Below are 21,741 nucleotides of genomic sequence, written 5' to 3'. Positions count from 1 at the left end.
GCCGAGCACCGCCGGTGCGTGACGGCCGGGACCACGTTCTGTGACGTGGTCCCGGCCGTTTCGTCCGCCCGGTTTCGTCGGCTGCGCCGACACCTGGGGACAACGTCCCCGACACATGCGTCCCACTAGACTGGCGGCCATGTCCACCATCTCCCGAGACGAGGTCGCGCGCGTCGCCGCCCTGGCCCGGATCGACCTGCGCGACGACGAGGTCGACCGGCTCGCCGGCGAGCTCGACGTCATCGTCGACTCGATCGCCCGCGTGCGCGAGGTCGCCACCCCCGACGTGCCGGCCACCAGCCACCCGCTGCCCCTGACGAACGTGTTCCGCGAGGACGTGCCCCAGCCGGCGCTGCCCGTGGCCGACGTGCTGGCCGCCGCGCCGGACGCGCAGGACGGGCGCTTCGCCGTCCCGCAGATCCTCGGGGAGGAGTGAGATGACGGACCTGACCCGCCTCAGCGCGGCGGAGCTCGCCGCGACCCTCGCGCGCAAGGAGGCCTCGAGCGTCGAGGCCACGCGCGCGCACCTGGACCGCATCGCGGCCGTCGACGGCGACGTGCACGCGTTCCTGCACGTGAGCGAGGACGACGCACTGGCCACCGCCGCCGACGTCGACTCCCGCCGTGCCGCCGGCGAGGAGCTGCACCCGCTGGCCGGCGTGCCGATCGCCGTCAAGGACGTCGTCGTGACGAAGGGCCTGCCCTCCACGGCGGGTTCCAAGATCCTCGAGGGCTGGATCCCGCCGTACGACGCGACGCTCGTCGAGAAGCTCCGTGCCGCGGGCCTGCCGATCCTCGGCAAGACGAACATGGACGAGTTCGCGATGGGCTCCTCCACCGAGCACTCCGCGTTCGGCAACACCCACAACCCGTGGGACCTCGACCGCATCCCCGGCGGCTCGGGCGGCGGCTCGGCGGCCGCCGTGGCCGCCTTCGAGGCGCCGCTCGCGATCGGCACCGACACCGGCGGCTCGATCCGTCAGCCGGGCGCCGTCACCGGCACCGTCGGCGTGAAGCCCACCTACGGCGGCGTCTCGCGCTACGGGCTCATCGCGATGGCCTCGTCGCTGGACCAGGCCGGCCCCGTCACGCGCACCGTGCTCGACTCGGCGCTGCTGCACGAGCTCATCGGCGGCCACGACCCGCGCGACTCGACGTCGATCCCCGAGCCGCTCCCGCCCCTGGTGGAGGCCGCGCGCCAGGGCGCGCTGGGCGACCTGTCGGGCCTGCGCGTCGGCGTCGTCACGCAGCTCCAGGGCGAGGGCTACCAGCCCGGCGTGCTCGCGCGGTTCCACGAGTCGCTCGAGCTGCTGACCAAGGCCGGGGCCGAGGTCGTCGAGGTCTCCTGCCCGAGCTTCGACTACGCGCTCGCGGCGTACTACCTGATCATGCCGGCGGAGGCGTCGAGCAACCTCGCGAAGTTCGACGGCATGCGCTTCGGCCTGCGCGTCGAGCCGGCCGACGGCCCCGTCACCGCGGAGCGCGTCATGGCCGCCACCCGCGGCGCCGGCTTCGGCGACGAGGTCAAGCGCCGCGTCGTGCTCGGCACCTACGCCCTGTCGGCGGGCTACTACGACGCCTACTACGGCAGCGCGCAGAAGGTCCGCACGCTCATCCAGCGCGACTTCGACGCCGCGTTCGCGCGGGCCGACGTGCTGGTCTCGCCCACCGCGCCGACGACGGCGTTCAAGCTGGGGGAGAAGCTGGACGACCCGCTGGCGATGTACCTCAACGACGTCGCGACCATCCCGGCCAACCTCGCCGGCGTGCCGGGCATCTCGGTGCCCAACGGCCTGTCCGACGACGGCCTGCCCGTCGGGTTCCAGATCCTCGCGCCCGCGAAGGCGGACGACCGCCTCTACCGCGTCGGCGCCGCGCTCGAGTCGGCCCTCGAGTCCACCTGGGGCGCCCCGCTGCTGTCGCGCGCGCCCGAGCTGGGCTGACGGAGAACAGGAGAACATCGCTGTGACCACGACCACCCACGGGACCCCTGCTCTCGTCTCCTACGACGACGCCGTGCGCCGCTACGACCCGGTGATCGGCATCGAGGTGCACGTCGAGCTCGGCACCCGCACCAAGATGTTCTGCCCGGCCGAGCAGTCGTTCGGCGCGGAGCCGAACACGCAGACCACGCCGGTGTCGCTCGGCCTGCCGGGCGCGCTGCCCGTCGTCAACGGCACCGCCGTCGAGTACGCGATCCGCATCGGCCTGGCGCTCAACTGCCAGATCGCGGAGAGCTGCCGGTTCGCCCGGAAGAACTACTTCTACCCGGACGTGCCGAAGAACTTCCAGACGTCGCAGTACGACGAGCCGATCGCCTTCGAGGGCTGGCTCGACGTCGAGCTCGAGGACGGCACGGTGCACCGCGTCGAGATCGAGCGCGCGCACATGGAGGAGGACGCCGGCAAGAACACGCACGTCGGCGGCTCCGCCGGCCGCATCCACGGCGCGGAGTACTCGCTGGTCGACTACAACCGCGCCGGCGTGCCGCTGGTGGAGATCGTCACGAAGCCGATCACCGGCGCGGGGGAGCGGGCGCCCGAGGTGGCGCGCGCCTACGTGCAGGCGCTGCGCGACATCTTCCGCGTGCTCGACGTGTCCGAGGCCCGCATGGAGCGCGGCAACGTCCGCGCCGACGTCAACCTGTCGCTGCGCGCGACCCCCGAGTCGCCGCTCGGCACACGCACGGAGACGAAGAACGTCAACTCCTTCCGTTCCGTGGAGCGGGCGGTGCGGTACGAGGTGTCGCGGCAGGCCGCGATCCTCGACGCGGGCGAGACGGTGATCCAGGAGACGCGGCACTTCCACGAGGAGGACGGCTCGACGTCGCCCGGCCGCGTGAAGTCCGACGCCGAGGACTACCGGTACTTCCCGGAGCCCGACCTCGTGCCCGTCGCGCCGTCGCGCGAGTGGGTCGAGGAGATCCGCGCGACGCTGCCCGAGCTGCCGCAGGCCAGGCGCCGCCGCCTCCACGACGAGTGGGGCTTCGCGGACGCGGAGATGCGCGACGTCGTCAACGCCGGGGCGCTCGACCTCATCGAGGCGACCGTCGCCGCCGGGGCCACGCCGGCCGCCGCGCGCAAGTGGTGGATGGGCGAGCTGGCCCGCCGGGCCAAGCAGGACGAGGTCGAGCTCGCGGACCTCGCGATCACGCCCGCGCAGATCGGTGAGCTCCAGCGGCTCGTCGACTCCGGCCGCATCAACGACAAGATCGCCCGCCAGGTGCTCGACGGCGTGCTCGCCGGCGAGGGGGACCCGGAGGCGGTCGTCGTGGCCCGCGGGCTGGAGGTCGTGTCCGACGACGGCCCGCTCCTCGAGGCCATCGACGCGGCTCTCGCGGCGCAGCCCGACATCGTCGAGAAGGTGCGCGGCGGCAACCAGGGCCCGGTCGGGGCCATCATCGGCGCGGTGATGAAGGCGACGAAGGGGCAGGCGGACGCCAAGCGCGTCCGGGAGCTGGTGCTGGAGAGGATCGGCTGATGCGGTCGCCCGTCCTGCACGGGGAGCTCGTGCGCCTGCGCCCGATCGAGGCGCGGGACGCCGACCGGCTCTGGGCGTCGCTGCGCGACCCGGACGGCGGCCGGCTGACGGGCATGGGCACGAACGCCGCGTCGTCCCGCGCCGAGGTGGACTCCTGGGCCGCGAGCGCGGCGGACCTCCCCGGCCGGTACGACTGGGCGATCACGTCCGCCGCCGTGCGGGACGGGGAGCTCGTCAGCGACGACCTGCTCGGCGAGATCTCCCTCGACCGGGTGGACCTCGAGCTGCGGTCGGCGAACCTGCGCCTGCGGATGATGCCGGACTACCGGGGCCGCGGGTACGGGCGCGAGGCCATCGGAGAGGTGCTGCGCTTCGCCTTCGACGGTGCCTCCGGCCCGGGCCTGCACCGCGTGAGCCTCGCGGTGATCAGCGTCAACCCGCGGGCCCGCGCCCTGTACGACTCGCTCGGCTTCCGGGAGGAGGGGCGCCTGCGCGACGCCTTCCGCGACGGGCAGGGCTGGGCGGACGCCGTCGTCATGAGCATCCTCGAGGACGAGTTCCGCGCGGGGGCCGGCACGGACTGAGCTCGTCGTCGGCCGATCCGTCCGGCACCTCTGCAGCGTCGAGGCCCTTGTCGGGCGGCGTTGACATGGTGCCCGCTCCGCTCTAAATTCGGATCGTAGAAACAGTATTCCGAAACATGGAATCGACGGCTCGATGAGGAGAGACGATGACGCAGCCCCAGACCACCCGCTACTACACGCCGCAGGGCGGGCTGCCCGGGCAGGAGGAGCTGCTCACCGACCGGGCGATCGTCACGGAGGCGTACACCGTCATCCCGCGCGGCGTGCTGCGCGACATCGTCACCTCCAACCTGCCCGGCTGGGACCGGACCCGCCTGTGGGTGCTCGCGCGCCCCGTCGAGGGCTTCGCGACGACCTTCGCGCAGTACGTCGTCGAGGTCTCCCCGGGCGGCGGGACCGACCGCGGCGAGGTCGAGGACACCGTGCAGTCCGTCGTCTTCGTCACGGAGGGCACGCTGACCCTCACGGTCGGCGGCGAGGAGCACACCCTCGAGCCCGGCGGCTACGCGTACCTCGCCGCCGGCGACGAGTGGTCGCTGCACAACCGCTCGGGCGCCAAGGCCGCGTTCCAGTGGGTCCGCAAGGTCTACGAGCGCGTCGACGGCTACGAGGCGAAGACCTTCGTCACCCGCGAGCAGGACATCGAGCCGCGCCCCATGCCGGACACGGACGGCGCCTGGGCCACCACGCGCTTCGTCGACCCCGACGACCTCGCGCACGACATGCACGTCAACATCGTGACGTTCCAGCCCGGCGGCTCCATCCCGTTCGCGGAGACGCACATCATGGAGCACGGCCTGTACGTGCTCGAGGGCAAGGCCGTGTACCGCCTCAACGGCGACTGGGTCGAGGTGCAGGAGGGCGACTTCATGTGGCTGCGCGCCTTCTGCCCGCAGGCCTGCTACGCCGGGGGCCCGAAGCCGTTCCGCTACCTGCTCTACAAGGACGTCAACCGCCAGGTGAAGCTCGACCGCCGCTGACCGCGGCACCACCTCACGACCGGGCGACCGGGTGCCCCTACCGGGGCGCCCGGTCGCCGTCGTCTCCCGCCGGTGCGAGAGTTTTTTCATGACCGATCAGGCAGCGGCGCCGTCGCACCCGGAGCACGAGGGCGACCGCGCGTTCTTCGGGCACCCGCGCGGCCTCATGACCCTGGCCGGCACGGAGCTGTGGGAGCGGTTCAGCTACTACGGGATGCGCGCCATCCTCCTGTACTACCTGACCGACACGGTGGCCAACGGCGGCCTCGGGATGGACGCCACCACCGGCGCCGCGTTCGTCTCGATCTACGGCACGTCGGTGTACCTGCTGTCGGTGGTCGGCGGCTGGCTCGCCGACCGGATGATCGGGGCCCGGCGCGCGGTGCTGTACGGCGGGATCGTCATCGCCGCCGGCCACGTGTCGCTCACCCTGCCCACGTACGGCTTCTCCATGCTGGGGATCGGCCTGGTCGCGTTCGGCACCGGCCTGCTCAAGCCCAACGTGTCGTCGATGGTGGGCGAGCTGTACTCGCGCGACGACGAGCGTCGCGACCCGGCGTTCTCGATCTTCTACATGGGGATCAACATCGGGTCGTTCTTCTCCCCGCTGATCGTCGGCGTCGTCGAGCAGGCGTGGGGCTACCACGCGGGCTTCGCGGTGGCGGCGATCGGGATGGCGTTCGCGCTCGTCTTCTTCGTCGGCGGCTACCGGTACCTCGGTGCCGCAGGGACGGACGTGCCGAACCCGATCACGCCCGAGGACCGCCCCGCCGTGGTGCGCCTCGGGCTCTACGTGGTCGGCGCCATCGTCGTGGCCGCCGCCCTGGCCGCGGTCGTCGCCGGGGGCTGGGCCGTCGAGACGTTCATCGACGCCGTGTCGTACCTCGCCCTCGTGACGCCGGTCGTGCTGCTCGTCGTGATGTACCGCTCGAAGCGCGTGACGGCGGCCGAGCGTCCGCGCGTCGTCGCGTACGTGCCGCTCTTCGTCGCCGCGATGCTGTTCTGGATGATCTTCGAGCAGGCGGCGACGACGCTCGCGGCGTTCGCCGCCGACCGCACCCAGCTCGAGCTGTTCGGCATCAGCCTGTCGCCCGCCTTCTTCCAGTCGGTCAACCCGGCGTCGATCATCATCCTGGCGCCGGTGTTCGCGTGGATCTGGACGAAGACGGGGGACCGGCCGCCCACGGCGTACAAGTTCGTCATCGGCCTGACGCTGGCGGCCCTGTCGTTCCTGTTCCTCGCGGGGATGTCGGCCGTCTTCGCCGACGAGCTCGCCCCGCCGTGGGTGCTCATCGGGGTCTACGTGATCCAGACGCTCGGCGAGCTGTGCCTGTCGCCGGTAGGGATCGCGGCGACGACGCTGCTGGCGCCGCGAGCGTTCCGCGGCCAGGCGATGGCCCTGTGGTTCCTGTCGTCGGCCGCCGGCCAGGCGATCACCGCGCAGACCATCGAGGCGACCGAGGGGGTCTCCGACACCGCCTACTTCGGCGGCATCGGCGTGGTGGCGCTGGCGTTCGCGGGGGTCCTCCTGCTGCTGGCCCCGTGGGTGACGCGGCACATCCGCCACGCGGACGAGCTGGAGCACACCCACAGCGCCGGCGCGTCCTGACCGCGCCGGCGCCGTGGGGGCGCCGGGTGCCTCGGGTGGCTCCGGGTCAGCGCAGCCAGCTCGCGCTGCCGGGCACCGGCGAGGCGGCCCACGCGCGGCCGAGGCCCCAGGTGTCGCCGGCGCGGGTGAGCGCGAGAGCGGCCAGCAGCGCCGTGAAGACGAGGTGCTGGTCGACCAGCGGGTTCTGCGAGCCGGCGGCGAAGGGCCACGTCGAGAGCCAGAGCGTGAGCATGAGCAGCCCGCCCGCCACGGCGGCCACGCGCAGCCCGATGCCGAGCAGGAGCGCGATCCCCGTGCCGAGCATCCCGAGCATGAACAGCCAGTCGACGGCGGGGCCGCTCAGCGCGGCGAAACCGGCGGCCAGCGGGCTCTCGATCGAGCTCAGGTAGCCCTCGGTCGGCGAGCTGCCCGCCACCCAGGCCCGCTCGTCCGGTGTGGCGTACCCGAGACCGAAGGTCTTGTCGGCCACGGGCCACAGGAACACCACGGCCAGGAGGATGCGACACAGCGCGAGGGCGCGTCGCGCGCCGGGCCGGGTGACGACGCGGTCGGCGTCCTCCCCGTTGCGGGCGTGGTCGGTGACGGTCGTGCCGGTCGTGCTGCCTGCGGCGGTCGCGGTCATGAGTGAGCTCCCTGATCGTGGTGCGCTGCGTGGTGCCTGCGAGATGGACGTGGTGCGTCCGATTTGGACGGATTACTGATGAACCTGGGACAACTTGCCAAGGTCTCCGGCGCGTCGCAACCATTTCGTGACCTTCGGATCGTTTCAGCAGGTGAACCGACCACTGGGCGGACGGATGCCCGCGATGCGGGACAGCGGGCGTAGCGTGCTCGTGCGCGTCGTCCGCGACGGCGCGGCAGAACTCGTCGAAGGAGCTGACATGAGCCGTCCCCTGCGCTCTCGGACGTCCACCCACGGCCGCAACATGTCCGGTGCCCGCGCGCTCTGGCGCGCCACCGGCATGGGCTCGGAGGACTTCGGCAAGCCGATCGTCGCGATCGCGAACTCGTACACGCAGTTCGTCCCCGGTCACGTCCACCTCAAGGACATGGGCGACCTGGTCGCCTCGGCGATCCGCGAGGCGGGCGGCGTGTCCAAGGAGTTCAACACCATCGCCGTGGACGACGGCATCGCGATGGGCCACGCCGGGATGCTCTACTCGCTGCCCAGCCGCGACCTCATCGCGGACTCGGTCGAGTACATGGTCAACGCGCACTGCGCCGACGCCCTCGTGTGCATCTCCAACTGCGACAAGATCACGCCGGGCATGCTCAACGCGGCGCTGCGGCTCAACATCCCGGTGATCTTCGTGTCGGGCGGGCCGATGGAGGCCGGCAAGGCCGTCGTCGCCGACGGCGTCGCGAAGACGCCCCTGAACCTCATCAACGCGATCAACTACTCGGCCGACGACAACGTGTCCGACGCGGCGCTGGCCCAGGTCGAGGAGAACGCCTGCCCGACGTGCGGCTCGTGCTCCGGCATGTTCACGGCGAACTCGATGAACTGCCTCACGGAGGCGCTCGGGCTGTCGCTGCCGGGCAACGGCTCCACGCTGGCCACGCACGCCGCCCGCAAGGAGCTCTTCCTCGAGGCGGGTCGCACCATCGTCGACCTCGCGAAGCGCTACTACGAGGACGAGGACGACTCCGCCGCCCCGCGCTCGATCGCCACGAAGGCGGCGTTCTCGAACGCCATGGCGCTCGACGTCGCGATGGGCGGCTCCACCAACACGGTGCTGCACATCCTGGCCGCGGCCCAGGAGGGCGAGGTCGACTTCGACCTCACGGACATCGAGACGATCAGCCGCCGCGTGCCGTGCCTGAGCAAGGTGGCGCCGAACCACCCGGACTTCCACATGGAGGACGTGCACCGCGCCGGCGGCATCCCCGCGCTGCTGGGGGAGCTGGACCGTGCGGGCCTGCTCGACCACGACGTCACCTCCGTGCACACGCCCACGCTGCGCGCGTGGCTCGACGACTGGGACGTGCGGGGCGGCAAGGCCACCGAGCGGGCGCAGGAGCTCTTCCACGCCGCCCCCGGCGGGGTCCGCACCACCCAGGCCTTCTCGACGTCCAACGTCTGGGAGAGCCTCGACACCGACGCCGCGAACGGCTGCATCCGCGACCTCGAGCACGCGTACACCGTGGAGGGCGGCCTGGCCGTGCTGCGCGGCAACCTCGCCGAGGACGGCGCGGTCTTCAAGACCGCGGGCGTCGACCCCGACGTCTTCCACTTCGTGGGGAAGGCCCTCGTCTGCGAGTCGCAGGACGACGCGGTCGAGAAGATCCTCACCAAGCAGGTCCAGCCGGGCCACGTCGTCGTCGTGCGCTATGAGGGCCCCGCCGGCGGCCCCGGCATGCAGGAGATGCTCTACCCGACGTCGTTCATCAAGGGCCGCGGCCTGGGCAAGGTCTGCGCCCTCATCACCGACGGTCGGTTCTCCGGCGGGTCGAGCGGCATCTCCGTGGGGCACGTGTCGCCCGAGGCGGCGGCCGGCGGCACGATCGGGCTGATCGAGGACGGGGACGAGATCGAGATCGACGTCGACACCCGACTGATCCGCGTCAACGTGCCGGACGAGGTGCTCGCCGAGCGGCGCGCCAAGATGGAGGCCCGCGAGAACCCGTGGCAGCCCCTGAACCGCGACCGCTACGTCTCCCCGGCGCTGCAGGCGTACGCCGCGATGGCGACGTCGGCCGACCGCGGCGCGGTGCGCGACGTGTCCCTCATCGCGCGCCGCTGACACCGGCGGACCCTCGACGGCGCCCGCCCCGACCCCGTGCCGGGGTGTGGGCGGGCGCCGCGCGCGCTGCCTTAGGCTCCGGGGCATGGTCGACCAGCCCGAGCCCCCCGCCGCGCCCCCTGCCCCGTCCAACGAGCGCGAGCTGGAACCGGGGATCGTCACGGACCTGCGCGAGCGCATGACCTACGGCTCGTACCTGCACCTGGACACGCTCCTGGCCGCGCAGGAGCCGATCAGCAGCCCCGCGCACCACGACGAGATGCTGTTCATCGTGCAGCACCAGACCACGGAGCTGTGGCTCAAGCTCGTGCTGCACGAGCTGGTCTCCGCGCGCGACCTGCTCGCCGCGGACGAGCTCGGCGCGGCGCTCAAGCGCATCGCCCGCGTCAAGCACGTGCAGCGCACGCTCACCGAGCAGTGGTCGGTGCTCGCGACGCTCACGCCCAGCGAGTACGCCCAGTTCCGTGGCTTCCTCGGGAACGCGTCCGGCTTCCAGTCGTGGCAGTACCGGGCCGTCGAGTTCCTGCTGGGCAACAAGAACGCCCGCATGCTCGCGGTGTTCGACGCCGAGCCCGAGGCGCAGGCAGAGCTCGCGCGGCTGCTCGGCGAGCCCAGCGTGTACGACGAGTTCCTGCGCTACCTCTCCCGCCACGGCCACGACGTGCCGCGACGCGTGCTCGAGCGCGATGTCACGACCGCGCACACGCTCGACGACGACCTGGTCGAGGTGTTCCGCCGGATCTACGCCGACCCCGAGTCGGACTGGTCGGCGTACGAGACGTGCGAGGAGCTCGTCGACCTCGAGGACAACTTCCAGCTCTGGCGCTTCCGCCACATGAAGACCGTGCTGCGCATCATCGGCACCAAGCGGGGCACCGGGGGCTCCAGCGGCGTCGGCTTCCTCCAGCGGGCGCTCGACCTCACCTTCTTCCCCGAGCTCTTCGCCGTGCGCACCGAGCTCGGCCCGACGGCCGGACCGGGCGCCCGGTCGTGACCGGAGCGCTGGTCGTGCCCCCGGGTGTCGCCCCGGTCGGCCTCCCTGCCGACGTCCCGCCCGAGGTGCGGCGCCGGCTGGGGGAGGGCGGCACGCTGCTGCCGCCGTTCACGGACGCGCACGTGCACCTGGGGCTGGTGGACCCGGCGCCGCTGCGTTCCCGCGGCGTCGCCGCGGTGCACGACCTGGGCTGGATCCCCGACGACGTCGCGGCCCTGGCCGCCGACCCGGCGCTGCCGCGCGTCGCGTACGCGGGCGCGTTCCTCACCGCGCCGGGCGGGTATCCGAGCGACCGGTCGTGGGCGCCCCCGGGAGCGGTCGAGGAGGTCGCCGACCCGGCCGCCGCCGTCGCGGCCGTGGACCGGCAGGTCGCGGCGGGCGCGTCGTTCGTCAAGGTCGCCCTGCACGGCGACGCCGGCCCGGTGCCCGACGACGTCACCCTGGCCGCCGTCGTCGGACGGGCGCACGAGCGCGGGACCGACGTCGTCGCGCACGCCGAGGGGCCGGGCCAGGCGGTGCGGGCGTTCGAGGCGGGCGTCGACCGGCTCGCGCACGCGCCGTTCAGCGAGCGCCTGCCCGACGAGCTGCTCGTCGCGATGGCCGCCGGCAGGGCGCCGGGTGGGCCGACGGGGCGACGGTCGATGACCTGGCTCAGCACGCTCGACATCCACGGCTGGGGCGACCCGACGCGCGAGCACGAGGTGGCGCTGGACAACGTGCGCCGCTTCGTCGCGGCCGGCGGACGGGTCCGGTACGGCACCGACCTCGGCAACGGCCCGCTGCCCGTGGGGCTGAACGCCCGCGAGCTCGCCGCGCTCGCGGCGGCCGGCCTCGGCCGGCGGTCGCTGCTCGTCGCGCTGGTCGGCGACGCGCCGCCCGCCGGCCTGGTGTCGTTCGTGCCCGGCCCGGCGCCCGCCCCGGCCGACCCGGGCGCCGTCCACGCCGCCTGGCTCGCCCGCGCGACCGTCCTCGACGTCGCCGACCTGCGGGACCCGGACTTCGTCCCGCCTGCCGACACCCACCCGCCCGCCGACGGAGGAGCCGCATGACCGAGAACGCCACCGCCCGCGCCGCCACGCTGGACGCCGCCGACCCGCTGGCGCGGTTCAAGGCCGCGTTCGTCGACTCCACGGAGGTGACCGCCTACCTCGACGGCAACTCGCTCGGCCGCCCCACGAAGGCGTCGGCCGAGCGGCTCGCCCGCTTCGCGCCCGACGTGTGGGGCGCGCGCCTTATCCGCGGCTGGGACGAGGAGTGGTACGACCTGCCCCTGCGCGTCGGTGACCGCATCGGCACGGTCGCGCTCGGCGCGGCGCCGGGCCAGACGTTCGTCGGCGACTCGACGACGGTGATCCTCTACAAGCTGGTGCGGGCCGCGCTGGCGTCCCCGCGCGTCGCCGGGCGCGACGAGATCGTGCTCGACGCCGGCAACTTCCCGACCGACCGCTTCGTCCTGGAGGGTGTCGCGCGCGAGCACGGCGCCACGCTGCGCTGGATCGCCCCGGACCACGACGGCGGCGTCACGCCCGAGCAGGTGTCCGCCGTCCTGTCCGACCGGACGGCGCTCGTGGTGCTCAGCCACGTCGCCTACCGCTCCGGGTACGTGAGCGACGCCGCGGAGATCACGCGGCGCGCGCACGGCGCCGGGGCGCTCGTGCTGTGGGACCTGTGCCACTCCGCCGGCGCGGTGCCCGTCGCGCTGGACGCGTGGGGTGCCGACCTCGCCGCCGGGTGCACGTACAAGTACCTCAACGGCGGGCCCGGGTCGCCCGCGTTCGGCTACGTCCGCGCCGACCTCCAGGAGGAGCTCACCCAGCCGATCCAGGGCTGGATGGGCAGCGACCAGCCGTTCGAGATGGGCCCCGCCTACGCGCCGCACGCCGGGGTGCGACGATTCCTGTCGGGCACCCCCGCGATCGTCGGGATGCTCGCGATGCAGGACATGCTCGACCTCCTCGCCGACGCCGGGCTGGACGCCGTCCGCGCGAAGTCGGTGGCGCTCACCCGGTTCGCCCTGGAGCTGGTGGACGACCTGCTCGTTCCGCTCGGCGTCCGGGTCGCGTCGCCGCGCGACGACGACCGGCGGGGGAGCCACGTGACCGTCGACCACGACGCGTTCGCCGACACCCTGCCGCTGCTGTGGGAGCGGGGCGTCATCCCCGACTTCCGACGGCCGAACGGGCTGCGCCTCGGACTCTCGCCGCTGTCGACGTCGTTCGACGAGCTGCGCGTCGGCGTCGAGGCGGTACGCGACGCGCTGGTCGAGGTCACCAGGGCGCGCGAGCAGGAGCCCTCCCGACCAGCATGAGGGCGAGGCGGCGCCGCGCCGCCCGGACCGAGGGAGCGCACGCATGCACGAGGTCGTCGCCCGGACGCCTCGTCAGACCCGGCTGTTCTGGGGGCTGCTGGTCACCTGGACCTGCGTGCTCGCGGTGAACACCGCGCGGCTGGCCGGCGGCGCGGACCGGTCGACCGTCGTCCTGGCCGTCGTGGCCGCGCTCGGGATGGTGGCCGCGCTGGCGCAGCTCGTGGCGTCCAGGAGCGGGCAGCTCGTCCTGACCGACGACGAGCTCCGGGTGGAGCGGCGTCGTCGCCCTCTGGCGATCCCCCGCGCCGACGTCCGCGCGGTGCGCGGCAACCTCCGGGACCGGCCCACCTGGTCCGACCAGGTCATCGTCGAGCACGCCGGGGGCGAGACGCGGCTGCCGCGGTACGACCTCGCGCCGGGCGTCGTGATCGCCCGCCTGCAGGAGTGGGCCCGCGTGGGCGAGCGCCCGGACGCCGCCCCCGGCTGAGGGACCGTCGTCCGCCGCGACCACGGGCGGCGCCGCTCCTACAGTGAGTCCATGAGCGCCGACGCCCCAGCCACCCCGGACCTCACGAGCGATCGCGCACCGGATCTCAAGCCCCGCTCCCGCCAGGTCACCGACGGCCTGGAGGCCACGGCCGCGCGCGGCATGCTGCGCGCCGTCGGCCTCGGGGACGCCGACTTCGCGAAGCCGCAGATCGGCGTCGCGAGCTCGTGGAACGAGATCACGCCCTGCAACCTGTCGCTCGACCGGCTGTCGCAGGCGGTGAAGCACGGCGTGCACGCCGGCGGCGGCTACCCGCTCGAGTTCGGCACCATCTCCGTCTCCGACGGCATCTCCATGGGGCACGAGGGCATGCACTTCTCGCTCGTGTCGCGCGACGTCATCGCCGACTCCGTGGAGACGGTGATGCAGGCCGAGCGCCTCGACGGCTCCGTGCTGCTCGCCGGGTGCGACAAGTCGCTCCCGGGGATGCTCATGGCGGCCGCGCGCCTCGACCTCGCGAGCGTGTTCCTCTACGCCGGCTCGATCATGCCCGGCTGGGTGAAGCTGTCCGACGGCACCGAGAAGGACGTGACGATCATCGACGCGTTCGAGGCCGTGGGGGCCTGCGCGCGCGGGCTGATGAGCGAGGAGGACGTCGGCCGGATCGAGCGCGCGATCTGTCCCGGCGAGGGTGCGTGCGGCGGCATGTACACGGCGAACACGATGGCGTCGGCCGCCGAGGCGCTCGGCATGTCGCTGCCCGGGTCGGCCGCGCCTCCGTCCGCCGACCGCCGCCGCGACGCGTTCGCGCAGGCGTCCGGCGAGGCGGTCGTGGAGCTGCTGCGGCGCGGCATCACCGCGCGGCAGATCCTCACCAAGGAGGCCTTCGAGAACGCCATCGCCGTGGTGATGGCGTTCGGCGGCTCGACGAACGCGGTGCTGCACCTGCTCGCCATCGCGCACGAGGCCGAGGTGGAGCTCACCCTCGACGACTTCTCCCGCGTCGCCGACCGCGTGCCGCACCTCGGCGACCTCAAGCCGTTCGGCCGGTACGTCATGAACGACGTCGACCGCATCGGGGGCGTGCCCGTGGTGATGAAGGCGCTGCTCGACGCCGGGCTGCTGCACGGCGACTGCCTCACGGTCACGGGCCGCACGGTCGCGGAGAACCTCGCGGACATCGACCCGCCCGACCCGGACGGCAAGATCCTGCGTGCCCTCGACCGGCCGATCCACCCCACGGGCGGCATCACGATCCTGCACGGGTCGCTGGCCCCCGAGGGCGCGGTCGTGAAGTCGGCGGGGTTCGACTCCGACGTCTTCGAGGGCACCGCCCGCGTCTTCGAGCGCGAGCGGAGCGCCCTGGACGCGCTGGAGGACGGCACCATCACCGCCGGCGACGTCGTCGTCATCCGCTACGAGGGCCCCAAGGGCGGCCCGGGGATGCGCGAGATGCTCGCCATCACCGGCGCGATCAAGGGCGCCGGCCTCGGCAAGGACGTGCTGCTCATCACCGACGGGCGGTTCTCCGGCGGCACCACCGGGCTGTGCGTCGGGCACATCGCGCCCGAGGCCGTCGACGCAGGGCCGATCGCGTTCGTGCGCGACGGCGACCGGATCCGGCTCGACGTCGCGAGCAAGACGCTCGACCTGCTGGTCGACGACGCCGAGCTCGCCGCCCGCCGGACGGCGGACTGGACCCCCGTGCCGCACGGCTACACCCGCGGGGTGCTCGCCAAGTACACGAAGCTGGTGCAGTCCGCGTCCAAGGGTGCCGTGCTGGGCTGAGCGCCCACCACCCGGTCGGCCGTCGACCGGCCGCGGCCCGCGCGGCAGGATGGCGCCCATGGGAAAGGTGCACGAACGTATCGACGGCCGGTTGCGGGGCTTCGTCGAGTCGCAGCACGTGTTCTTCGTCGCCACCGCCCCGCTCGCCGGGGACGGGCGCGTGAACGTCTCGCCCAAGGGGGTCGACGGGTCGTTCGTCGTGGTCGACGAGCACACCGTGGCCTACCTCGACCTCACGGCGTCGGGCGCGGAGACGATCGCGCACCTGCGCGAGAACGGCCGGATCACCCTCATGTTCTGCGCCTTCGACGGGCCCCCGAACATCGTCCGCCTGCACGGCCGGGGGCGCGTCGTGACGCTGTACGACGACGAGTACGCGTCGTGGGAGCCGCGGTTCACCGAGCGGCGCGGGGCGCGGGCCGTGATCGTGGTCGACGTCGAGCGGGTCTCCGACTCCTGCGGGTACGGCGTGCCCCTGCTCGACTACGCGGGCGAACGCGACCTGCTGCCGCCGTTCATGGACCGCAAGGGCGCCGACGGGCAGGCCGACTACCGCCGGCAGAAGAACCGCACGAGCATCGACGGCCTCCCGGCGTTCGACGACGACCCCCTGCCCGCCGGCTGACACCGCGCGAACGGTGCGCGGTCGGGCCATGCTGGGCGCATGACCGACTCGATCACCCCGCGACAGTTCGCCCACTCCGACGGCGTCGGCGACTGGCACGCGGACGAGGGCTCCGCGTGGGCCGTGTTCCGCAGCGGGTCCTTCGCCGCCGGGGCACGGTTCGTGGACGCGATCGCCGAGATCGCGGACGCCGTGAACCACCACCCCGACGTGGACCTGCGCTACGGCACCGTCCTGGTCCGCACCTCGTCGCACGACGCCGGCGGCCTGACGACGCGCGACGTGGACCTGGCCCGGCGGATCAGCGACGCCGCGGCCGAGCTGGAGCTGCCGGTCGAGACGTCGCGGCACTGACGCCGTCGGTCACCGCAGCCAGGACGCCGACGGACGGGGGAGGCCATGCCCGACGAGATCACCGCGGCCGGGTTCGAGGCCGCCGGGGGCACCGAGGACTGGCGTGCCCTCGCCCGCGGCGCGAGCGCCCTCTTCCGCACGCGTGCTCCCGGCGAGGGCGCCGTCCTCCTCGAGCGCGTCCGCGTGCTCGCGGACGCCGCGAACCACCACCCGGACGTCGACCTGCGGGCGGGCGGCGTCGTCGTGCGTGTGCTGTCCCACGACGTCGGCGGCCTGAGCGAGCGCGACGTCGCGCTGGCCCGGGAGGTCTCCGCCGCGGCTGCGGATCTCGGGCTCGACGCCGACCCTTCGGCCGTGCAGGACGTGGAGCTGACCGTCGACGCCGCCGACCGCGAGCAGGTCATGCCCTTCTGGGGAGTGGTCCTCGGGCACACCCGCTCCGGGGCGGACCTCCTCGACCCGCACGGGCGGTGGCCCGGCGTCTGGTTCCAGGCCATGGACGAGCCGCGGCCCCTGCGCAACCGGCTGCACCTCGACGTCTTCGTGCCCCACGACGTGCGGCAGGCGCGCGTCGACGCGGCGCTCGCGGCCGGGGGGCGGGTCACGACCGAGGAGTTCGTGCCGCACTGGTGGACGCTGGCGGACGCGGAGGGGAACGAGGCGGACGTCATCGCCTGGGAGGGGTTCGAGGAGGACCTGGCCGACGGCCTGCTCACGCCCGCGGAGTTCCGGGCGGCGGGCGGCGTGGAGGACTGGCGGGTGCTCCAGGGGGCCAGCGCGTACTACGCGACGGGCGGCTTCGACGCGGGCGTCGAGCTGGTCGCCCGGGCGGCCCGCGCGGCCGAGGAGGCCGGCGTGCCGCTGTTCGCCGACCTGCGGTACTCCGGCGTCACCCTGCGCGTCGGACCGCCCGAGGACGGCTGGATCGGCCCCGCCCGGCTCGGGGTGGCGCAGCGGGCGCAGGCCGCCGCCCGCGACCTCGGGCTGCGCGCCGAGCCCGCCGTCCTGCGCGACGTCCAGCTCACGTTCGACGCCCTCGACGTCGACGCGGTGCGCCGGTTCTGGGCGGCGGCGCTCGGCTACACCGAGCGCGGGACGACGGACCTGTACGACCCCCTGCTGCGCGGTCCCTCGGTGTTCCTGCAGCCGATGGCCGAACCGCGCGAGCAGCGCAACCGGGTCCACGTGGACGTCATGGTCCCCGCCGACGTCGCCGACGCACGCGTGGCCGCCGCCGTCGCGGCCGGCGGCACGGTCGTGCGGGACGCGGAGGCGCCGTTCTGGCGCACGGTCGCGGACCCCGAGGGCAACGAGGTGGACATCGCCGTGATCCCGGGGCGTGCCGAGGCGTGGGCGGGCGAGCCGGCCGGGTGAACCGTCGCAGCAGGGTCAACCTCGGGTAGCGGGGACCTTTCGCCCACGTCAAGGCTGCTCTATCCTCCCTGGCAGCGCCGTCGTCCGACAGGCGCGACCGACAGGCCGCGCCGCGGCCACGAGGAGGTGGCGGTGGCCGTGCTCGACGGTGCCCGGGGTGGTGGAGAGCTCGCGATCGAGACGCGAGGGCTCCGCAAGACGTACCGGAGCGTGCGAGGGAGGTCGGTCGGGGTCGAGGGCCTCGACCTGCAGGTGCCCGTGGGCGGCGTGCACGGGTTCCTCGGCCCCAACGGGTCCGGGAAGACGACGACGATCCGCATGCTCCTGGGCCTGGTCCGGCCCGACCGCGGGACCGCGACGATCTTCGGGCACGAGGTGCCGAAGCGGCTGCCCGAGGTGGTGGGACGGGTCGGCGCCATCGTCGAGAGCCCCAAGTTCTTCCCCGCGTTCAGCGCCCGCCGCAACCTGCGCCTGCTTGCCGACGCGATCGACGCCCCCGCCGGCCGGGTGGACGCCGTCATCGATGAGGTCGGGCTCACCGGGCGGGCACGCGACAAGTACAAGGGCTACTCGCTCGGCATGAAGCAGCGGCTCGCGATCGCGGCGACCCTGCTCAAGGACCCCGACCTGCTCATCTTCGACGAGCCCACCAACGGCCTCGACCCCGCGGGCATCCGGGAGATCCGGCAGACCATGCGAGGCCTCGCCGACCAGGGCAAGACCGTGCTGGTGTCCAGCCACATCCTGGCCGAGGTCGAGCAGATCGCCGACACGGTCTCGATCGTGGCCCGCGGGCGGCTCGTCGCCTCGGGCCGGGTGGCCGACCTCATCGGTGCCGGCTCCGCGACCGGGTCGGTCCGGCTGCGCGTCGCGCCGACGGACCTGACCATCGCGACCAGCGTGCTCGAGACCAGCGGGCTGCTCGTGCGGCGCGAGCACGACGCGCTGCTCGTCGACGGCGCCGCCGACCCCGCGGCCGTGAACCGCGCCCTCGGCGAGCGTGGCGTGTGGGTGCGCGAGCTCACCCCGCTCCAGGCCGACCTCGAGTCGGTGTTCCTGGGCCTCACGGCGCACGAGACGCCCGGCGGTCACACGCACCAGGGCGACCGCACGCGTCGTGGTGGCCCGCCGCCCGAGCCGGCGCACTCCGCGACGACGCCGGCCACCCCGGCGGCCCCGGAGGCGGACGCATGAGCCGCCTGCTGCGCGTCGAGCTGCGCCGGTTGTGGGCGCGCCAGATCACGCGTTGGGCGTGCGTCGGAGTTCTCGCGCTGGTCGCCCTGAGCGGCGCGGCGACGTTCCTGTCGGCGCCCCCGCCGAGCGCCCAGGAGGTCGCGAACGCGCAGGAGATGTTCGCGTCCGACCAGGAGGAGTGGGAGAAGGACGGGGAGCAGCAGGTCGCCGACTGCGAGGCCGGGGCCGAGGCCGAAGGCCTCACCCCGCAGGAGTGGGGCTGCGACCAGCTGGCTCCCCGCCTGGACTGGTACCTGCCGCCCACGCAGACCTTCGTCCCCGACGAGGCCCAGGTCGAGATGCTGTACGGGGAGCCCGAGGTCAACGCGCAGGACGGCGCGACCCGGGCCGCCGTGACGGAGATCCAGGCCTCGGTGTGGAACGGGTGGTCGGGTCTCGCGTCGCTCGACGACCTCGCGGTGCTGCTGCTCCTCGTCGCGCTGGTGGTCGGGGTGAGCTTCGTGACCGCCGAGATCAACAGCGGGTCGCTGGGGATGTGGCTCACGTTCGAGCCGCGTCGGCAGCGCGTGTACTGGTCGAAGGCGGTGGCCACCGCGCTCGGCACGGTCCCGCTGGTGCTGGTCGGGTTCGCGCTCCTGGTCGGCGCCTCGTACGCGGTGTACGCCTCGTTCGGCACCCTCGGCGACCTCACGGGCGCCGTCTGGCTGGAGGTCGCCGCGTTCACCGGGCGCCTCGTCGCAGCCGGGGCCGTGCTCGCCGCGCTCGGCGTGGCGCTCGGCACGCTGTTCAAGCATGCCGCCGCCGCCGTCGGTCTGGTCGGCGTGGTCGCCTGGGCCTGCGTGGCCTTCGCCTACTCGTTCGGCGAGGTGCAGCGCTGGCTGCCGACGACGGCGCTGTCGGCCTGGTTGCAGGGCGGGTACGTGTACACGACGGAGCGGTGCACCCCGGACGCCGACGGCGTGTTCTCGTGCGTCCCGGTGGACCACGTCGTGACCACCGCGCAGGGCGGGCTGACCGTCGCGGCGCTCGCCGTCGTCGTCACTCTGCTCGCGCTGCTCGTGTTCCGGCGTCGCGACGTGAGCTGACCGTCGCCGTCGCGGCGCAGGTCGTGAGCCCGGTGACCCCCATGTTGTCCGCATGATGGGACACCGGGCTCACGACGTGACATCGGTGAACCGCGGGCGTAACGTTCGATCCGTGCAGACGATCCTCGTAGTACTTCTTCCCGGGCGCGCCGACTAGGCCCACGCACCAGGCTTCGTCAGCGCGCTCACCCCTCGTCAGTCCCGTCATCCCGGGACCGGGGGGTTTTTCATTGCAGCGACACCCCTCGCCAGACCCTTCGCCCGCAAGACCGACCGGCAGGAGAGACCGATGGTCCAGCCGAACCCGACCCCCGCCCAGGTGGCCGCCCGCACCGCGTCGCGCAGTGCCGACGGTGCCGCCGGCCGAACCGTGTCCGGTGAGGAGGTCACCGGCGCCGAGTCGATCGTCCGCTCGCTCGAGTCGGTCGGCGTCGAGAACGTCTTCGGCATCCCGGGTGGCGCGATCCTCCCGCTCTACGACCCGCTCATGGACTCGAAGCAGATCCGCCACGTCCTGGTGCGGCACGAGCAGGGCGGCGGGCACGCGGCCCAGGGCTACGCCCACGCGACCGGCAAGGTCGGCGTGACGATGGCGACCTCGGGCCCCGGTGCGACCAACCTCGTGACGCCCATCGCCGACGCGCACATGGACTCCGTCCCGCTGGTCGCGATCACCGGCCAGGTGGCGCAGTCCCTCATCGGTACCGACGGGTTCCAGGAGGCGGACATCGTCGGCATCACGATGCCGATCACCAAGCACTCCTACCTGGTCACCGACCCGGCGGAGATCCCGCGCACGATCGCGGAGGCGTTCCACATCGCGTCGACGGGCCGGCCCGGCCCGGTGCTGGTCGACATCGCGAAGTCCGCCATGCAGGCCACCACCGAGTTCTCCTGGCCGCAGGAGCTGTCGCTGCCCGGCTACCACCCGGTGACCAAGCCGCACGCCAAGCAGATCCGCGAGGCCGCCAAGCTCCTCGCCACCGCCCGCCGCCCGGTGCTGTACGTGGGCGGCGGCGTCGTCCGGTCCGGCGCGTCGGAGGCGCTGCGCCGGCTGGTCGACACCTCCGGCGCGGCCGTCGTCACGACGCTCACCGCCCGCGGCGCGGTGCCGGACAGCCACCCGCAGCACCTGGGCATGCCGGGCATGCACGGCACCGTCCCGGCCGTCGCCGCGCTGCAGAAGGCCGACCTCGTGGTGGCCCTCGGCGCCCGCTTCGACGACCGCGTGACCGGCCGCCTGTCGAGCTTCGCCCCGCACGCCGCCGTCGTGCACGCCGACATCGACCCCGCGGAGATCGGCAAGAACCGCCCGGTGGACGTGCCGATCGTCGGCGACCTGCGCGAGGTCATCGCGGACCTGGTGCCCGCCCTCGAGGCCGAGCACGCCAAGGTGGGCAAGCCCGACCTGGCGGCCTGGTGGCACCAGCTCGACACGTGGCGCGAGACGTACCCGCTGGGCTACTCGCCCACGGACGACGGCCACCTGTCCCCGCAGCACGTGATCTCCCGCCTGGGCGAGCTGGCCGGCCCGGACGCGATCTACGCCGCGGGCGTGGGGCAGCACCAGATGTGGGCGGCGCAGTTCATCCGCTACGAGCGCCCGCGCACCTGGCTGAACTCCGCGGGCCTGGGCACCATGGGCTTCGCGGTCCCCGCCGCGATGGGCGCCAAGGTCGGCGAGCCCGACCGCGAGGTGTGGGCCATCGACGGCGACGGCTGCTTCCAGATGACCAACCAGGAGCTCGCGACCTGCGCGATCAACGACATCCCCATCAAGGTGGCGCTGATCAACAACAGCTCGCTCGGCATGGTGCGGCAGTGGCAGACGCTCTTCTACGACGAGCGCTACTCCAACACCGACCTGCACACCGGGCACGGGACCCGGCGTATTCCGGACTTCGTGAAGCTCGCGGACGCGTACGGCTGCGAGGGCATCCGCGTGGAGCGCGAGGACGAGGTCGACGCCGCGATCAAGCGGGCGCAGGAGATCGACGACCGCCCCGTGGTCATCGACTTCCAGGTCTCGCGCGACGCCATGGTGTGGCCGATGGTCGCCGCCGGGGTGCCGAACGACGACATCCAGTACGCGCGCGGCATCTCGCCCGCGTGGGACCGCGAAGACTGACCGGCCG

The 21,741-nt window shown here is 73.3% G+C and carries 19 protein-coding genes; 18 read left to right on the top strand and 1 reads right to left on the bottom strand.

The features are described 5' to 3' along the window. Positions 1-139 precede the first annotated feature (139 nt). From gatC to ACFQ8E_RS09725, 6 genes are all read left to right on the top strand, one after another. On the top strand, positions 140-436 hold the full coding sequence (gatC, locus tag ACFQ8E_RS09750) for an Asp-tRNA(Asn)/Glu-tRNA(Gln) amidotransferase subunit GatC (RefSeq protein WP_429731461.1): 297 nt from the start codon (positions 140-142) through the stop codon (positions 434-436). A 1-nt stretch (position 437) separates the two neighbouring features. Continuing rightward, the gene (gene gatA / locus ACFQ8E_RS09745) at positions 438-1,943 is read left to right on the top strand and encodes an Asp-tRNA(Asn)/Glu-tRNA(Gln) amidotransferase subunit GatA (protein ID WP_430550362.1); all 1,506 of its coding nucleotides are present in this window, start codon (positions 438-440) and stop codon (positions 1,941-1,943) included. A 22-nt stretch (positions 1,944-1,965) separates the two neighbouring features. Beyond that, on the top strand, positions 1,966-3,480 hold the full coding sequence (gene gatB, locus ACFQ8E_RS09740; protein WP_430550361.1) for an Asp-tRNA(Asn)/Glu-tRNA(Gln) amidotransferase subunit GatB: 1,515 nt from the start codon (positions 1,966-1,968) through the stop codon (positions 3,478-3,480). Continuing rightward, on the top strand, positions 3,480-4,064 hold the full coding sequence (locus ACFQ8E_RS09735) for a GNAT family N-acetyltransferase (RefSeq protein WP_430550360.1): 585 nt from the start codon (positions 3,480-3,482) through the stop codon (positions 4,062-4,064). The genes gatB and ACFQ8E_RS09735 overlap by 1 nt, the downstream gene beginning before the upstream one ends. A gap of 146 nt (positions 4,065-4,210) precedes the next feature. Next, the gene (locus ACFQ8E_RS09730) at positions 4,211-5,044 is read left to right on the top strand and encodes a bifunctional allantoicase/(S)-ureidoglycine aminohydrolase (RefSeq protein ID WP_430550359.1); all 834 of its coding nucleotides are present in this window, start codon (positions 4,211-4,213) and stop codon (positions 5,042-5,044) included. Positions 5,045-5,132: 88 nt separating this feature from the next. Next, a complete protein-coding gene (locus ACFQ8E_RS09725; protein ID WP_430550358.1) occupies positions 5,133-6,653 on the top strand; it encodes a peptide MFS transporter in 1,521 nt (506 codons plus the stop codon). 46 nt (positions 6,654-6,699) lie between these two features. Here the strand turns inward: ACFQ8E_RS09725 and ACFQ8E_RS09720 are convergent, their stop codons facing one another. After that, positions 6,700-7,275, bottom strand: coding sequence for a DoxX family protein (locus tag ACFQ8E_RS09720; protein ID WP_430550357.1), 576 nt, complete (start codon positions 7,273-7,275; stop codon positions 6,700-6,702). Between the two features lie 259 nt (positions 7,276-7,534). On the opposite strand from ACFQ8E_RS09720, the gene ilvD (ACFQ8E_RS09715) reads away from it, so the two are divergent. The 12 genes from ilvD (ACFQ8E_RS09715) (at position 7,535) to ACFQ8E_RS09660 (ending at position 21,734) form a co-directional block, all read left to right on the top strand. After that, the gene (ilvD, locus tag ACFQ8E_RS09715) at positions 7,535-9,397 is read left to right on the top strand and encodes a dihydroxy-acid dehydratase (protein ID WP_430550356.1); all 1,863 of its coding nucleotides are present in this window, start codon (positions 7,535-7,537) and stop codon (positions 9,395-9,397) included. Between the two features lie 85 nt (positions 9,398-9,482). Then, complete coding sequence (locus tag ACFQ8E_RS09710; protein ID WP_430550355.1) at positions 9,483-10,391, top strand: tryptophan 2,3-dioxygenase; 909 nt, start codon at positions 9,483-9,485, stop codon at positions 10,389-10,391. Further along, entirely contained in the window at positions 10,388-11,440 is a 1,053-nt protein-coding gene (locus tag ACFQ8E_RS09705) for an amidohydrolase (RefSeq protein WP_430550354.1), read from the top strand. Before ACFQ8E_RS09710 ends, ACFQ8E_RS09705 begins: the two co-directional genes overlap by 4 nt. Beyond that, on the top strand, positions 11,437-12,699 hold the full coding sequence (locus ACFQ8E_RS09700) for a kynureninase (protein ID WP_430550353.1): 1,263 nt from the start codon (positions 11,437-11,439) through the stop codon (positions 12,697-12,699). The genes ACFQ8E_RS09705 and ACFQ8E_RS09700 overlap by 4 nt, the downstream gene beginning before the upstream one ends. Before the next feature lie 43 nt (positions 12,700-12,742). Beyond that, positions 12,743-13,186, top strand: a complete 444-nt coding sequence (locus ACFQ8E_RS09695) for a hypothetical protein (protein WP_430550352.1) — start codon at positions 12,743-12,745, stop codon at positions 13,184-13,186. Positions 13,187-13,237: 51 nt separating this feature from the next. After that, complete coding sequence (gene ilvD, locus ACFQ8E_RS09690; protein ID WP_430550351.1) at positions 13,238-14,974, top strand: dihydroxy-acid dehydratase; 1,737 nt, start codon at positions 13,238-13,240, stop codon at positions 14,972-14,974. A 58-nt stretch (positions 14,975-15,032) separates the two neighbouring features. Next, positions 15,033-15,599: a pyridoxamine 5'-phosphate oxidase family protein gene (locus ACFQ8E_RS09685; protein WP_430550350.1), complete on the top strand. Its 567-nt coding sequence runs from the start codon at positions 15,033-15,035 to the stop codon at positions 15,597-15,599. Between the two features lie 39 nt (positions 15,600-15,638). After that, a complete protein-coding gene (locus tag ACFQ8E_RS09680) occupies positions 15,639-15,953 on the top strand; it encodes a 4a-hydroxytetrahydrobiopterin dehydratase (RefSeq protein WP_430550349.1) in 315 nt (104 codons plus the stop codon). Positions 15,954-15,998: 45 nt separating this feature from the next. After that, positions 15,999-17,327 carry a VOC family protein gene (locus ACFQ8E_RS09675; RefSeq protein WP_430550348.1) on the top strand — a complete coding sequence of 443 codons (1,329 nt, stop codon included), beginning with the start codon at positions 15,999-16,001 and terminating at the stop codon, positions 17,325-17,327. 132 nt (positions 17,328-17,459) lie between these two features. Then, positions 17,460-18,521: an ABC transporter ATP-binding protein gene (locus tag ACFQ8E_RS09670; RefSeq protein ID WP_430550347.1), complete on the top strand. Its 1,062-nt coding sequence runs from the start codon at positions 17,460-17,462 to the stop codon at positions 18,519-18,521. After that, positions 18,518-19,606 carry an ABC transporter permease subunit gene (locus tag ACFQ8E_RS09665; RefSeq protein ID WP_430550346.1) on the top strand — a complete coding sequence of 363 codons (1,089 nt, stop codon included), beginning with the start codon at positions 18,518-18,520 and terminating at the stop codon, positions 19,604-19,606. The genes ACFQ8E_RS09670 and ACFQ8E_RS09665 overlap by 4 nt, the downstream gene beginning before the upstream one ends. Positions 19,607-19,895: 289 nt before the next feature. Next, positions 19,896-21,734, top strand: coding sequence for an acetolactate synthase large subunit (locus tag ACFQ8E_RS09660; RefSeq protein ID WP_430550345.1), 1,839 nt, complete (start codon positions 19,896-19,898; stop codon positions 21,732-21,734). Positions 21,735-21,741 lie beyond the last annotated feature (7 nt).

The sequence above is a fragment of the Isoptericola sp. NPDC056573 genome, from assembly GCF_042793335.1.
Taxonomy (GTDB): domain Bacteria; phylum Actinomycetota; class Actinomycetes; order Actinomycetales; family Cellulomonadaceae; genus Isoptericola.
The sequence above is the reverse complement of the archived record's forward strand: the minus strand, read 5'-3'. Positions and strand labels throughout refer to the sequence as shown.

Bases quoted from the DNA above. Each gene is read 5' to 3' on its own strand.
- ACFQ8E_RS09680 (WP_430550349.1), top strand. From the start codon at position 15,639: ATGACCGACTCGATCACCCCGCGACAGTTCGCCCACTCCGACGGCGTC.
- ilvD (WP_430550356.1), top strand. From the start codon at position 7,535: ATGAGCCGTCCCCTGCGCTCTCGGACGTCCACCCACGGCCGCAACATG.
- ACFQ8E_RS09660 (WP_430550345.1), top strand. From the start codon at position 19,896: ATGGTCCAGCCGAACCCGACCCCCGCCCAGGTGGCCGCCCGCACCGCG.
- ACFQ8E_RS09700 (WP_430550353.1), top strand. From the start codon at position 11,437: ATGACCGAGAACGCCACCGCCCGCGCCGCCACGCTGGACGCCGCCGAC.
- ACFQ8E_RS09735 (WP_430550360.1), top strand. From the start codon at position 3,480: ATGCGGTCGCCCGTCCTGCACGGGGAGCTCGTGCGCCTGCGCCCGATC.
- ACFQ8E_RS09725 (WP_430550358.1), top strand. From the start codon at position 5,133: ATGACCGATCAGGCAGCGGCGCCGTCGCACCCGGAGCACGAGGGCGAC.
- ACFQ8E_RS09695 (WP_430550352.1), top strand. From the start codon at position 12,743: ATGCACGAGGTCGTCGCCCGGACGCCTCGTCAGACCCGGCTGTTCTGG.
- ACFQ8E_RS09720 (WP_430550357.1), bottom strand. From the start codon at position 7,275: ATGACCGCGACCGCCGCAGGCAGCACGACCGGCACGACCGTCACCGAC.
- gatA (WP_430550362.1), top strand. From the start codon at position 438: ATGACGGACCTGACCCGCCTCAGCGCGGCGGAGCTCGCCGCGACCCTC.
- ACFQ8E_RS09730 (WP_430550359.1), top strand. From the start codon at position 4,211: ATGACGCAGCCCCAGACCACCCGCTACTACACGCCGCAGGGCGGGCTG.
- ACFQ8E_RS09710 (WP_430550355.1), top strand. From the start codon at position 9,483: ATGGTCGACCAGCCCGAGCCCCCCGCCGCGCCCCCTGCCCCGTCCAAC.
- ACFQ8E_RS09685 (WP_430550350.1), top strand. From the start codon at position 15,033: ATGGGAAAGGTGCACGAACGTATCGACGGCCGGTTGCGGGGCTTCGTC.
- gatC (WP_429731461.1), top strand. From the start codon at position 140: ATGTCCACCATCTCCCGAGACGAGGTCGCGCGCGTCGCCGCCCTGGCC.
- ilvD (WP_430550351.1), top strand. From the start codon at position 13,238: ATGAGCGCCGACGCCCCAGCCACCCCGGACCTCACGAGCGATCGCGCA.
- ACFQ8E_RS09675 (WP_430550348.1), top strand. From the start codon at position 15,999: ATGCCCGACGAGATCACCGCGGCCGGGTTCGAGGCCGCCGGGGGCACC.
- ACFQ8E_RS09665 (WP_430550346.1), top strand. From the start codon at position 18,518: ATGAGCCGCCTGCTGCGCGTCGAGCTGCGCCGGTTGTGGGCGCGCCAG.